A 13,475-nucleotide genomic window follows, 5' to 3' on the forward strand; every position below is an offset into this window, starting at 1 on the left:
CCAGCCCAATAGCAGGACCAAGGTTTGACCAATCTCAATCATCCGTCCTCGCCGCGCACTGTCACGCCGGCCCCAGCCGCTCCGGTGCGCGGCTCGGTCAAAGGTGCGCTGGCCCTGCTGGCTTTGCTGCTGCTGGGTTTGCTGCTTTGGCAACTGTTCTCGCAGTTCCGCCACACCCAGGCCGAGCAGCGCCAGCAGCACCTGGACGCAAGCGTCGAACTGGCAGACCACTTGGGCCTGAACATGGCGCTCAAGGCCCAGCAGGCGCTGAATGTGGTGCAGCCGTATGTCAAAGCGCCTTCGCCTGCCGCCTTGCCCAGCCTGCTCGACACGCTGCGCGAGCGCCTGCCAAACCTGCGCGACCTGGCCTGGCTGGACCACAGTGGGCGGCTACAGAGCGACAGCCTGGCCGGCAGCCCCGACCGCCCGCTGATTGACGAGCTGTTCGGCTTGAACCAGGGCCGGCCTTACTTCTTCGCCAACTCGGCGGACAACCGCACCGTCTACCTGCTGTTGCGCCAGGCCACCGAGCAGGGTCGCGGCTACTGGCTGCTGCGCCTGTCCAACGATTTTTACCGCACCCTGACCCAGCACCTGGACGGCCCCGGGCACCCCCTGTGGCTGCTGGAGAACAGCCGCAGCGGCGAGGTGCTGGAACGCCACGCCCCAGCGCAGACCAGCGACCAGCCGCTGCAAAGCGTGATGCTGGTCTTCATCGACAACAGTGTCTGGCAGCTGCGGGGCCTGTTCGATGCCGGCCTTGCCCAGCAGAAACTGTTGCCGGCACTGCTGGGCAAGTGCCTGCTGGCGCTGTTCTGTGCGCTGCTGCCGGTACTGGCGCTGATCAACATGCGCCGCCGCCAGCGCGCCCTGCAGGAGGACCGCCGGCGCTACCAGGAAATCTTCGAGGGCACCGGCGTAGCCCTGTGCGTGCTCGACCTCTCCAGCCTGCCCGGCCAGCTTGACCGCTACCACCTGCGCAACCTCGCCGCGCTCAAGCAGAGCCTGGCACTCGACTCCAGCCTGCGCCGCTCGCTGCTGCTGGAACTGAAGATCACCGAAATCAACCAAGTGGCGCGCCAGCTGCTCAACGTCGACTGCCACGCAGGGGCCTGGCAACGGCTGATCGACGGCAGCGGCGACGGCCGTGACAGCGTCGGCATGCAACTGATCGATGCGCTGATCGAGCAGCGCCCGCTGCTGGAACTGGAAGTGCGCCTGCCCGCCCCCCTGGGCGGTGAGCTGCACCTGTGGCTGATGGCGCGGCTGCCGGAACAGCGCCGCGACTACCAGGCGGTGATCCTGAGCATCAGCGACATCACCAGCCGCAAGCAGGTGGAGCTGTCGCTGCTGGAGCGCGAAAGCTTCTGGTCGGACGTGGTGCGTACCGTGCCCGACCAGTTGTACGTGCAGGACGTGCTCAGCCAGCGGATGATCTTCAGCAACCGCCACCTCGGCCAGACCCTGGGCTACGACCGCACCGAGCTTGCGCAGATGGGCGACCGCTTCTGGGAGCTGCTGCTGCACCCCGAGGATGCGGCGCACTACCAGGCCCTGCGCCAGCAGCAACGCGCCAACGGCCACGGCCAGTCACTGCATTGCCAGCTGCGCTTCCGCCACCGCGACGGCGGCTGGCGCTGCTACGACATCCGTGAGCAAGTGCTGACCCGCGACAGCGATGGCCAGGTTACCCGCATCATCGGTGTGGGCAAGGACGTCACCGTGCAAATCGAGGCCAGCCAGTCGCTACGCGACAGCGAGCAGCGCTACCGCATGCTCGCCGAAAGCATCAGCGACGTGATCTTCTCCACCGACAGCAAGCTGCAGCTCAACTACGTCAGCCCCTCGGTGCAGGCAGTGCTGGGCTACAACACCGACTGGATCTTTGAAAACGGCTGGCAGTCGATTGTCGCCAACCCGTCCCAGCTCACCGGCATCTACAGCCTGATGGAACGGGTCAGCAAGGCCATGGGCGACCGGGAACAGCTGGCACAACTGCGCCAGCACCTGCCCAACCAGCTGTTTTTGTTCGACTGCCTGCGCGCCGATGGCCGCAAGATCCCTATCGAGCTGCGCCTGGTGCTGGTGTGGGACGACCGCGAGCGCTTCGAGGGTGTGCTGGGCGTGGGCCGCGACATCAGCCAGCAACGCCGTGCGGAAAAAGACCTGCGCATGGCCGCCACGGTCTTCGAACACTCAACCTCGGCCATCCTCATCACCGACCCGGCCGGCTACATCGTGCAGGCCAACGAAGCGTTCAGCCGGGTCAGCGGGTATTCGGTCAGCGATGTGCTCGACCAGCTGCCAAGCATGCTGACGGTCGACGACCAGCAGGAGGGCCACCTGCGCTACGTACTCAAACAGCTGCACCTGCGCGGCAGCTGGGAAGGCGAAGTGTGGCTCAAGCGCCGCAGTGGCGAACACTACCCGGCCTGGGTCGGTATAACCGCGGTGCTCGATGACGAGGGCGACCTGGCCAGCTACGTGTGTTTCTTCACTGACATCAGCGAGCGCAAGGCCAGCGAACAGCGCATTCATCGCCTGGCCTATTACGATGCCCTGACCCACCTGCCCAACCGCACGCTGTTCCAGGACCGCCTGCACACTGCCCTGCAACAAGCTGAGCGGCAGAAGTCGTGGGTGGTACTGATGTTCCTCGACCTGGACCGTTTCAAGCCGATCAACGACTCCCTGGGCCACGCTGCGGGCGATCGCATGCTCAAGGATATGGCCCTGCGCCTGCTGGCCTGTGTCGACGATGACGACACCGTGGCGCGCATGGGCGGTGATGAGTTCACCCTGCTGCTGCAATCGCGCGCCACCCGCGAAATGGCGCTCAACCGCGCCATCCATGTGGCCGAGAACATCCTCGCCAGCCTGGTGCGGCCATTCGTGCTCGAAGGCCGCGAGTTCTTCGTCACCGCCAGTATCGGCATCGCCCTCAGCCCGCAGGACGGCGGCGAACTGAGCCAACTGATGAAGAACGCCGACACCGCCATGTACCACGCCAAGGAGCGCGGCAAGAACAACTTCCAGTTCTACCAGGCCGAGATGAACGCCAGCGCCCTGGAGCGCCTGGAGCTGGAAAGCGACCTGCGCCATGCCCTGGAGCAGAACGAATTCATCCTCTACTACCAACCGCAGTTCAGCGGCGACGGCAAGCGCCTGACCGGTGCCGAGGCGCTGCTGCGCTGGCGCCACCCCACGCGCGGCCTGGTGCCACCGGGCGACTTCATCCCGGTGATCGAGGAGCTGGGACTAGTGGTGGATGTCGGCGACTGGGTGCTGCGCGAGGCCAGCCGCCAGCTCAAGGCCTGGCACAAGGCCAAGGTGCGCGTGCCGAAGGTGTCAGTGAACATCTCGGCCCGGCAGTTCTCCGACGGCCAGCTGGGCAAGCGCATCGCCACCGTGCTCGAAGAAACCGGCCTGCCGCCTGCGTGCCTGGAGCTGGAGCTGACCGAAAGCATCCTGATGCGCGATGTGAACGAAGCGATGCAGATACTCGACAGCCTGAAGGTGCTGGGCCTGAGCATTGCGGTGGACGACTTCGGCACCGGCTACTCGTCGCTCAACTACCTCAAGCAGTTCCCCATCGACGTGCTGAAGATCGACCGCACCTTCGTCGACGGCCTGCCCGAGGGCGAGCAGGACGCGCAGATCGCCCGGGCGATCATCGCCATGGCGCACAGCCTGAACCTGGCGGTGATCGCCGAGGGCGTCGAAACCCACGAGCAGCTGGAGTTCCTGCGTGAGCATGGCTGTGACGAGGTACAAGGCTACCTGTTCGGGCGGCCGATGCCGGCCAGCCAGTTCGAGGCGCAGTTCAGCAACGAGACGCTGTTCATGTTCCAGTGATCCGGTGCCCGCTGGCGCGGCCCTGGCCTGCTGAAAGCGGACTTCAAAGTCAACTCCCGCCCCCATCCAGCCCAGGCAGGGCGCGGGATGCAACATGAAAGCCATTGGTCCGCGACTTGATGCCACTTCATATGCCAGGCGCGAATCAATCGGTTAGAATGCCCCCCCAATTCAGCCCGATCCTTGAGGACCGTTATGTTCAGCCGTGATTTGACCATTGCCAAGTACGACGCCGAGCTCTTCGAAGCCATGCAGCAAGAAGCTCTGCGCCAGGAAGAGCATATCGAGCTGATCGCTTCGGAAAACTACACCAGCCCAGCCGTCATGGAAGCCCAGGGTTCGGTCCTGACCAACAAGTACGCCGAAGGCTACCCGGGCAAGCGTTACTACGGTGGTTGCGAGTACGTCGACGTGGTCGAGCAACTGGCCATCGACCGCGCCAAGGAGCTGTTCGGTGCCGACTACGCCAACGTTCAGCCGCACGCCGGCTCCCAGGCCAACGCCGCTGTCTACCTGGCCCTGCTGTCGGCCGGTGACACCATCCTGGGCATGAGCCTGGCCCACGGTGGCCACCTGACCCACGGTGCTTCGGTAAGCTCCTCGGGCAAGCTGTACAACGCCATCCAGTACGGCATCGATGCCAACGGCCTGATCGACTACGACGAAGTCGAGCGCCTGGCCGTCGAGCACAAGCCGAAAATGATCGTTGCCGGCTTCTCGGCCTATTCGCAGGTCCTGGACTTCCCGCGCTTCCGCGCCATCGCCGACAAAGTAGGTGCCTACCTGTTCGTCGACATGGCCCACGTTGCCGGCCTGGTTGCCGCTGGCGTGTACCCGAACCCGGTGCCGTTCGCCGACGTGGTCACCACCACCACCCACAAGACCCTGCGCGGCCCGCGTGGCGGCCTGATCCTGGCCCGTGCCAACGCCGACATCGAGAAGAAGCTGAACTCCGCCGTCTTCCCGGGCGCCCAGGGCGGCCCGCTGGAGCACGTCATCGCGGCCAAGGCCATCTGCTTCAAGGAAGCCCTGCAGCCTGAGTTCAAGGCTTACCAGCAGCAGGTGGTGAAGAACGCCCAGGCCATGGCCAGCGTGTTCATCGAGCGTGGTTTCGACGTCGTTTCCGGCGGCACCCAGAACCACCTGTTCCTGCTGTCGCTGATCAAGCAGGAAATCTCCGGTAAGGATGCTGACGCCGCCCTGGGCAAAGCCTTCATCACCGTCAACAAGAACTCGGTACCTAACGACCCACGTTCGCCGTTCGTGACCTCGGGCCTGCGTTTCGGCACCCCGGCCGTCACCACCCGCGGCTTCAAAGAAGCCGAGTGTAAAGAACTGGCCGGCTGGATCTGCGACATCCTCGCCGACCTGAATAACGACGCCGTCATCGACGCCGTACGTGAAAAGGTCAAGGCCATCTGCAAGAAGCTGCCGGTGTACGGCAACTGATTGGCGATAGCCTGATGTGAAAAGCCCGGCCCTTGTGCCGGGCTTTTTCATGCCTGCGGGCAAGCCTTGCCATTGCAAGCCACAACAAGCGGGCGACCACAATTGCGGCGCAGCGTATTACCCTGTGCACCCTCACGCCCACCGCGAACGCCAGGACGCCGCCTTGACCAGAGAGCAACTCGAAACCCATCAGATTGCGTTGTATTTCGCCGCCGTGCTCGCCGCCGCGGCCTTCGGCCTGCTGGCCACCGACACCGCGCGCCACCTGGAAGCACTGGTCACCCCCGCCATCGCCGTACTGATGTACGCGATGTTCCTGCAAATCCCCTTCCTCGACCTGCGCCAAGGCCTGGGCAACCGCCGCTTCATGGCCGCGCTGCTGCTGGCCAACTTCATCTTCGTCCCGTTACTGGTGTGGGCCGCCACCCGAGGCTTGGTCGAGCACCCGGCCATCCTCATCGGCGCCCTGATGGTGCTGCTGACGCCCTGCATCGACTACGTGGTGGTGTTCACCCACATCGGCAAAGGCGACTCGCGCCTTACCCTCGCCGCCACCCCCGTGCTGTTGCTGGTGCAACTGGTGCTGTTGCCGGTGTACCTGGCGCTGATGCTGGGTGACAGCAGCGAAGTGGCGATTTCCATCACGCCATTCATGGAGGCGTTCGTGCTGCTGATTGGGCTGCCGCTGATCCTGGCGGTGCTCACCTCGGCCGGAGCACGCCGGTCACGTAGCGTTTCTGTGTGGAATGAGGCCTGGGCGTGGATGCCGGTGCCGGCGATGGCACTGGTGCTGGTGGCAGTGATCGGCTCGCAGATTGCCGTGGTAGTACACGATTTCGACCGCCTGCTGCCGGTGATCCCGGTGTACATCGGCTTCATGCTGCTGGCGCCGGTGCTCGGGTTTGCCTCGGCGCGGCTGTTCCAGTTGCCGGTGGAAGAAGTACGCTCGGCGACCTTCAGCGCCGCGACACGCAACTCCCTGGTGGTGTTGCCCCTGGCGCTGGCGCTGCCGGAGGACATACGTGGGCTGGCGGCCGCGGCGGTGATCACCCAGACGATGGTGGAGTTGGTCAGTGAGTTGATTTACGTGCGAGTGGTACCAGCACTAATTCGAGCCTGATACCCGCAACCCCTGTAGGAGCGGCCTTGTGTCGCGAAAGGGCTGCAAAGCAGCCCCAAAATCCCACAGGCAAATTACTGAACTGCTAACCGCCCTGGTTAACGGTTCAGTAACTTGCCGTTTATACAACCTACCTCACCGACTTCCCTCCCCCGCCTCGCCAGCTTCGCCCTGCAAAAGGCTCGTTTTCGCACACTGCTCACTGGCCAACTGGCTGATGATCCGTATTGCTTGGTGGATACCTGCGGTGTTCCGGAAGCTCAAGTGAGGGTTGTGTTCACACTCGAGCATCTCGTCATGCTGCACCAAGGCTTCGCCGAGCAGTTCGAGGGTCCAGGCGTAGCTCTGGATTGTGGACAAGCGTTCTTGGTCAGTCATGGGGCACCTGCTTGGGTGCGCTGTGCGGACGTGATGGGTCGTAGATGGGGTAGAAACGGTGGGGTTCGGGAGCCGGCGAAGGGCGACGGCGGCGGAGAACGAATGCGAGGATCAGTAACGGATTTCGGGTGGTCATGCATGAGTTCCTTTCGTTGTGGAACTGCCACCGCTCGCGGCCAAGCAAGTTAAGGTGGCAGCAGTACGCGGGTTGGCCGACCGGGACGAAAGGAGCCCGGCACACCCGAAGGTGTCCCGCGCACCACCGCCAAAACACGACATCGCGGGCACAAAAAAAGCGCCTGCGATGAAGACTGAGCGCTGATGCGCCTTTCGAATCCGACCGGCCAAGGTCGCATCACCGATGCTTCGGCGACTGAGGCAATTTATCCCCATGCCACCGCTTTCGCAAGTGCCTTCGGCCAGCAGTACGTCAGGCTGCCCCGCTTATAGCTACGCAAACGTGACCCGATTTGCATCCCACATCAATCTTACTTTTCCTGACTGCTTTTCCGTGCCCGTGGCGATGCTGGCCTCGACACTGCCTTCTTCGCTTTGGCTGCCGCAGGGCTTTACCCTCGCTTGGGTCCGGCCACCACGTAGGAGCTGGCCAGCGGCACGGCCACAGCGATTGGCGCACCAGCCTTCAACTGGCCGACATTGTTGCCGACGACCGTTGCGATGGGCTTGTCTTTGGCAGTCATCACCATACGCAGGTAGGGTGCGATTTTCTCGGCCTTGGTGGTGGGCAGCAGCACGCCCTGGGAAGAAGCGAACAACGTGTCATCGAAGCAGCCACGCAGGCGCTTGAGGCAATAACTGACGGTAGGCTGGCTGACGCTCATCAACTCGGCGGTGCGCTTGGCGCTGCGCAACTCGAGCAGGTTGAGAAACACCACGATGTCCTGCAGATCCAACTGCTTGAGGTAGTTGCTGTGCAGCATGAAAATTCCTCCTGAATTTTCCAGTTCATTGGCTGGGCGCCCCTTCGCCAGGCAGACACGCGAGCATCTGCTTCAACAGCTGCGCAAACCCTGCGCGCTGCTTCGCACTCAAAGGGGCCAGTACCAGCTCCTGAATCTCAGTATGTGTAAGCAGAGCCTTCTCAATCAACACCTTACCTGCCGCGGTCAGTGCAACCTGGTAGCTGCGCTTGTCGTGATCGTCGGCAATACGTTCGACCATGCCGGCGCTTTCCAGCCGGGCCAGCCGGTTGGTCATCGCCCCGGATGTGATCAGCAGCGAGCGGTAAAGCTCGGTTGGCGTCAGGCGGTACGGCGCCCCTGCCCTTCGCAGCGTCGCCAGCACATCGAACTCGCCTTCCTTGAAGCCGTACTGTGCCAGCGCTTCGGCACGCATGCGCTCCAGATGCTTCTGGATGCGCGCCATGCGCCCGAAAATCTCCATGGATGTGACGTCCACCGAGGGCATCGCCTGCGCCCACTGCGCGACGACGAAATCCACATGATCGTTCATAGCTCCCCTTCACCGGGCAATTGATCAACTGTTAACCCGCGCAAACTCCTGAACTCCGACGCCTTTAAACTATCTTAACGTTAAGTTATCTTGCTGACGATACGACTGAAGGATCAGGAGAACACATGGCATTTTTCATACACGGACCGCATCGGCACTACTACTACGACTCAGGCGCTGGCAGCCCGGTGCTGCTGCTGCATGGCCTGGGCAACAGCGGGCGTGCCTGGGCGCCCCAGGCCAGTGCACTGCTCAGCCTGGGCCACCGCGTTATCGTATCCGACCTGCTGGGCCACGGCGCGTCCAGCGAAGCGCCCGAAGGTATCACGGCCCATGCCCAGGCACTGGAAATGCTGGCACTGCTCGACCACCTGGGGCTGGAAAGCACCCACCTGATCGGCCTCTCCCTGGGCGGCATGGTGGCGCTCGAAATGGCCTGCCATGCACCTGAGGCCGTACAGCAACTGGTGGTCGCCGGCACATTCGCCAGCATGAACAGCACGTACCGCCAGGGGCTGCTGAACGACTGGGCCGCAAACCTTGCCCAGGCGGACGGCTGCCTGAAGCGGTTCAAGGCCACTTGGCCGGCGTTGGTTGGCGCTGATTATGCCGCCTCGGCCGAAGGCCAATGCCTGTACCAGGCCTGGCACGCCCAGGCCGCTCAACTGTCAGCGCAAAGCCAGATCCGCTGGTGCAATGGCATGAAGCGCTACGACCTGAGCAATCAATTGCCAGCGATTCAAGCGGCAACCCTGGTGCTCGCCGCCGAAGGCGACCTCATCAGCCCACGCTCGGAAGCCGAAGACATCACCCAACGTATCGACCATGCCCGCCAGATCACCCTGCCGGGTGACGGCCACGTATTCAACATTCCGTACGCCCAGGCCTTCAACCAGGCGATATGCACCTTCCTGCAGGAGCCACTTCAACATGCGTGATCTGCCAAGCAAAGCGTGCATCGGCCTACTGGCCATGCTGATCGGCTTGAACCTACGCCCCATCATGGCGGCCATCGGCCCCTTGCTCGGCACCCTGCAACAAGACCTGGGCCTGAGCAACGCCCAAGGCGGCCTGCTGACCACCCTGCCAGTGATGATGATGGGGTTGTTCGCGCTGTCCGGCCCCTGGCTGCTGCGCCTGGTAGGTGAAGTGCGAGGTGTGGCGATGGGTATCACGCTGATCGTCATCAGCTGCGCCGCACGGGCCTATATCACGTCCGGCACGGCGCTGATCGCAACAGCCGCGTTGGGCGGGGTCGGCATTGCGGTTATCCAGGCTTTGATGCCCGCGTTCATCAAGCGCAGCCACCCGCAAAGCGCCGGCATGCTGATGGGGCTGTTCACCACCGGCATCATGGGCGGCGCAGCGCTGGCCGCTGCCTTTGCGGCGCCGGGTGCCAGCACCTTCGGCTGGCAACTGACGTTGGGGGTTGCAGCCTTGCCGGCGCTGGTCGGCTTGATCGCCTGGTTGCTTGCCGCCGGCAGCGACCCCGGTAGCCACAGCGATGCCACCTTGCCGTACCGCAGCGGGCGAGCCTGGTTGCTGTTGTTGTTCTTCGGCATTGGCACGGGTGCCTACACGCTGGTGCTGGCCTGGTTGCCGCCGTTCTATGTTGAATTGGGCTGGACGGCCACCCAGGCGGGTTACCTGCTTGGCGCCCTCACCGTCACCGAGGTCATCGCCGGCCTACTGGTTTCAGCCCTCATTCAGCGCTACCCAGACCGCAGACAGCCGCTGACCGTGGTGATACTGCTGTTGCTTGCCGGCCTGGCCTGCCTGATGCTCGCCCCCGTGCAGCTCGCGGTGGTGGCCACCCTGTGCCTGGGGCTTGGCATCGGCGCATTGTTCCCGTTGTCGCTCATCGTCACCCTCGACCACACCCACTCGCCAACCGAAGCCGGCGCCTTGCTGGCGTTCGTACAGGGCGGTGGCTACCTGATCGCAGCGACCATGCCACTGATTGCCGGCATCGTCCGTGACCAGCTCAGTTCGTTGCACTGGGCCTGGGGGATAATGGCCATCGGTGCGGTGTTGTTGCTGGGGTTGAGCACGCTGTTGCGACCGAAGGCCGTGCAGTTGCCGGGGGCGGTGCGCGAAGCGTGAGCGGGTGAGGTTTCAATCGAAGGGCACCCTGTGTGGGCGGGCCTCCGGTACGAACCGGAGGCCGCGTTCGCGGTTCAAGGCAGGGACGGTTTACAGGCCAAAACGCATGATCAGGAGGTACCTGAACGTGCCCTGTAACCGGATATGCCCCTCCTTAGCAGGCTTCGCCCTTCAACAGGCTAACTTTCGCACACTGCTCACTGGCCAACTGGCTGATGATCCGTATCGCCTGGTGGATACCTGCGGTGTTCCGGAAGCTCAAGTGAGGGTTGTGTTCACACTCGAGCATCTCGTCATGCTGCACCAAGGCTTCGCCGAGCAGTTCGAGGGTCCAGGCGTAGCTCTGGATTGTGGACAAGCGTTCCTGGTCAGTCATGGGGCACCTGCTTGGGTGCGTTGTGCGGACGGGATGGGTCGTAGATGGGGTAGAACCGGTGGGGTTCGGGAGCCGGCGAAGGGCGACGGCGGCGGAGAACGGATGCGAGGATCCTGGATAGACTTACGGTGAGCATGCATGAGGTCCTTTTCGTTTGGAGCACCACGCTGACCGTCGCCAAACGATTAGGGTGGCAGCTGTACGCAGGTTGGCGAACCGAGGAAAAGGAACCCGGCAGACCCGAGGGTCTCCCACGCACAGCCGCCATTACACGAGACAGCGGACGCAAAAAAAGCGCCTGCAATCGTGATCGGGGCGCCGTTGCGCCTTTTCATACGGGTCGCCAAACCCGGTCGCACAATTGGTTGCGACCCGATGAATTTATCCCTCCAGGCCAGCTTCCGCAAGGTTCAGTGTGGTCCGAAAGTGCATCATGAGCCGTAGGAGTTGTCACGACAGCACGCCATAGCGCGCAGTGGCGCGACAATCATGCTGAACTGTCACGTTCGCCCGTAAGGATCAGGCTTGGGATTGTTACCCAGCAGCCTAATCGCTACTTCCGGCAGGATTGGGGGGTGGCAGCTTTGTATGGGGTAGGAATACCGGGGAACTTGGAAACCCGGCCAGGCCGAAGCCTGCCCACACACAGCCGCCATTTTCTGTGGAAAACCTCAACCCTGGATTACCCATGGTTATCGTTACAAGCATGGAGCCGTCTTGGTTTGGAACTACTGCGAGCAACCGGGCTTAATGCCGCAACCGATCAGTTAGAGGCAAATGGGATGAGACTTTATTTGCATCCCACATCAATCTCACTTTTCCTGACTGCTTTTCCGTGCCCGTGGCGATGCCGGCCTCGACGCTGCCTTCTTCGCTTTGGCTGCCACCGGGCTTTTCCCTCGTTTCGGTCCGGCCACCACGTAGGAACTGGCCAGCGGCGCGGCCACAGCGATTGGCCCACCGGCCTTCAACTGGCCGACATTGTTGCCGACGACCGTTGCGATGGGCTTGTCTTTGGCAGTCATCACCATACCCATCCGCACGCCAAAGAGACGCAGCACGGCCTCCAAAGTGCTGAGCTTCGGATTCGACTTCCCGCTTTCCAGTTCGTACAGGCTTTTCGTGGACATCCTGCACATGGCCGCGAAGGTCTCTTGGTCAAGCCCGGTGACTTCGAGCCGCAGACGGCGGATGGATGTGCCGATTGGATCGAGCCCAGCCGCGTTGCGCTTGACGATATCCTCTACGAGCTGAGCGCGCTCTTCAGGCTGTAGTTTTTTCATCGCAGTCCCCACTCCACGAGTCGCTTATCCAGGTTATTCACGGGTAGAGAGGCTGCATTGCGCATCGATTCAGGAGCATCGGTCAGCAGATCGGGCAACGCCCTGAATTCCTCAGCCGCATTCCTCAACCGTTGCAGCAGAACATCGGGATCAGTGTAACCAACGAGCTCAGCGCAGTTGTCGCTCCAATTGGAAGACCCCTTGCGCTCCGCCGCCCACTTCGTCGTCCGTGTGATGCCCTCTTCATCCAGAATCATTGGCGCAAGGTCATAGATTGGCGCCAAACGAAACCTCCCACCCACACGCATGATGGAGGTGTTGCGGCCGTGGTTATCGGTGTTCCCTAGAATGCGGTTCAGCAGATCGCGCCGCACGTACTCGAACACCAGGTCGTCCACCTCATCCTGCTGGCCGTTATCGATCCATAGACCTACCAGTCGGTGAACCACTTCGGCATGCGCCATCGGATGCGCGTAGCCGGTAATGCCGCAGATCGAGTACACCGACTCCAGCGGTATCCGCTCCACCCCGCCATCCACTACTCGGCGATCAAACCGTGGCATCCAGAGGCTTGGCTTCACTGCCTCTTCAAGCGCCAAACCATCAGTGGGAACCGTATCAAGGCCGAGGGCAGCAACCGCCTTGTAGTAATGAAACTCTGTTCGCAGGATGTCTTTGTCGCGCTCGCCGCCTCGATTACGCGCAAACTTGATCAGCCAGTGACGGCACGCCTGGTCATCGGGGAGCATCGCATCAGCATACAGAGCACCGTCGTGGGCTTGGGTCATGACCAGCTTGGGGGCTTGCCCGTTGGCACCGGTAGCACCGCCCAACGCCGCGCCGCTTTCATAGGCGTACTCAAGAAATTCGTTCGTCCTGTCCACGACCTCAGCATGCGCGAAAGCCTCGTTCAGATCCGGCTGAAGGCCTTCCACCGACTCCTTGATGCGCAGATGCCCAATAGGGGCCGGCGTGAAGCGCTCCAAAAGGTACAGCCCCATTTCCACGCCTTCGGGCTTAAGACGCCCGTAGCGGGATTCAAGAGAGTCCTTGGCAGCACCAGAGGGAATGATGTCGTAGAGGAATGCTGGATACCCTGTGACGTCATGATGGTCCCAGTTCAACGGAAGGTTAACGCTTAGGGCCAGTTCGCAACGATCTTCCATGCGATCTAAGTTCGCGATGATGTAGTCGCTGTCGTATGCGACAAGGCACCGTCCATCAGCAACACGCTCGGGGTTCTCGACCGTGAGTGTCGCTGCATCGCCCCATGCACCATCGGAGAAAGCCTGGATCGTGAGTTTGAGCGGCATCGCCACACCATTAATCAGCATTTGAGTGCTGATTATCATAGTGGGCATAGCGGAAACCGGCAATACGATGCTGATTAAAAGCTTAAGCACGGGTAAAACCGGCAGCGAACTACCGATTATGCATT

At 62.3% G+C, this 13,475-nt stretch carries 11 protein-coding genes and 2 pseudogenes; 5 read left to right on the top strand and 8 right to left on the bottom strand.

The genetic code is table 11. From position 1 onward, the window contains the following. Positions 1-24: 24 nt before the first annotated feature. From ACMGF5_RS05145 to ACMGF5_RS05155, 3 genes are all read left to right on the top strand, one after another. Complete coding sequence (locus tag ACMGF5_RS05145; RefSeq protein WP_119687791.1) at positions 25-3,855, top strand: GGDEF and EAL domain-containing protein; 3,831 nt, start codon at positions 25-27, stop codon at positions 3,853-3,855. Between the two features lie 195 nt (positions 3,856-4,050). Beyond that, complete coding sequence (glyA, locus tag ACMGF5_RS05150; RefSeq protein WP_012316314.1) at positions 4,051-5,304, top strand: serine hydroxymethyltransferase; 1,254 nt, start codon at positions 4,051-4,053, stop codon at positions 5,302-5,304. Between the two features lie 163 nt (positions 5,305-5,467). Continuing rightward, a complete protein-coding gene (locus tag ACMGF5_RS05155) occupies positions 5,468-6,424 on the top strand; it encodes an arsenic resistance protein (RefSeq protein ID WP_414157611.1) in 957 nt (318 codons plus the stop codon). 135 nt (positions 6,425-6,559) lie between these two features. On the opposite strand, the gene ACMGF5_RS05160 is transcribed toward ACMGF5_RS05155, so the two are convergent. The 5 genes and pseudogenes from ACMGF5_RS05160 to ACMGF5_RS05180 form a co-directional block, all read right to left on the bottom strand. Next, positions 6,560-6,802 carry a hypothetical protein gene (locus ACMGF5_RS05160; RefSeq protein ID WP_115273837.1) on the bottom strand — a complete coding sequence of 81 codons (243 nt, stop codon included), beginning with the start codon at positions 6,800-6,802 and terminating at the stop codon, positions 6,560-6,562. Continuing rightward, complete coding sequence (locus ACMGF5_RS05165; protein WP_174141599.1) at positions 6,795-6,938, bottom strand: hypothetical protein; 144 nt, start codon at positions 6,936-6,938, stop codon at positions 6,795-6,797. Before ACMGF5_RS05165 ends, ACMGF5_RS05160 begins: the two co-directional genes overlap by 8 nt. Positions 6,939-7,290: 352 nt before the next feature. Next, a pseudogene (locus tag ACMGF5_RS05170) lies at positions 7,291-7,509 on the bottom strand (XRE family transcriptional regulator); the annotation flags it as partial. A gap of 36 nt (positions 7,510-7,545) precedes the next feature. Beyond that, positions 7,546-7,743: pseudogene (locus tag ACMGF5_RS05175) on the bottom strand (helix-turn-helix domain-containing protein); the annotation flags it as partial. Positions 7,744-7,768: 25 nt separating this feature from the next. Further along, the gene (locus ACMGF5_RS05180) at positions 7,769-8,275 is read right to left on the bottom strand and encodes a MarR family winged helix-turn-helix transcriptional regulator (RefSeq protein ID WP_012316321.1); all 507 of its coding nucleotides are present in this window, start codon (positions 8,273-8,275) and stop codon (positions 7,769-7,771) included. Between the two features lie 125 nt (positions 8,276-8,400). Between ACMGF5_RS05180 and ACMGF5_RS05185 the strand changes: the two genes are divergently transcribed. Further along, the gene (locus tag ACMGF5_RS05185) at positions 8,401-9,213 is read left to right on the top strand and encodes an alpha/beta fold hydrolase (RefSeq protein WP_012316322.1); all 813 of its coding nucleotides are present in this window, start codon (positions 8,401-8,403) and stop codon (positions 9,211-9,213) included. After that, positions 9,206-10,378, top strand: a complete 1,173-nt coding sequence (locus ACMGF5_RS05190; protein ID WP_414157612.1) for an MFS transporter — start codon at positions 9,206-9,208, stop codon at positions 10,376-10,378. The genes ACMGF5_RS05185 and ACMGF5_RS05190 overlap by 8 nt, the downstream gene beginning before the upstream one ends. 154 nt (positions 10,379-10,532) lie before the next feature. Here the strand turns inward: ACMGF5_RS05190 and ACMGF5_RS05195 are convergent, their stop codons facing one another. From ACMGF5_RS05195 to ACMGF5_RS05205, 3 genes are all read right to left on the bottom strand, one after another. Continuing rightward, positions 10,533-10,754 carry a hypothetical protein gene (locus ACMGF5_RS05195; protein WP_012316324.1) on the bottom strand — a complete coding sequence of 74 codons (222 nt, stop codon included), beginning with the start codon at positions 10,752-10,754 and terminating at the stop codon, positions 10,533-10,535. An 812-nt stretch (positions 10,755-11,566) separates the two neighbouring features. Continuing rightward, positions 11,567-12,037 (bottom strand): helix-turn-helix domain-containing protein, encoded by a 471-nt coding sequence (locus ACMGF5_RS05200; RefSeq protein ID WP_237859833.1) that lies wholly within the window; start codon positions 12,035-12,037, stop codon positions 11,567-11,569. Then, on the bottom strand, positions 12,034-13,398 hold the full coding sequence (locus ACMGF5_RS05205) for a type II toxin-antitoxin system HipA family toxin (protein WP_414157845.1): 1,365 nt from the start codon (positions 13,396-13,398) through the stop codon (positions 12,034-12,036). The genes ACMGF5_RS05200 and ACMGF5_RS05205 overlap by 4 nt, the downstream gene beginning before the upstream one ends. Positions 13,399-13,475 lie beyond the last annotated feature (77 nt).

Origin of the sequence: Pseudomonas sp. BNK-15 (assembly GCF_047456105.1) — a bacterium.
GTDB lineage: Bacteria > Pseudomonadota > Gammaproteobacteria > Pseudomonadales > Pseudomonadaceae > Aquipseudomonas > Aquipseudomonas putida_E.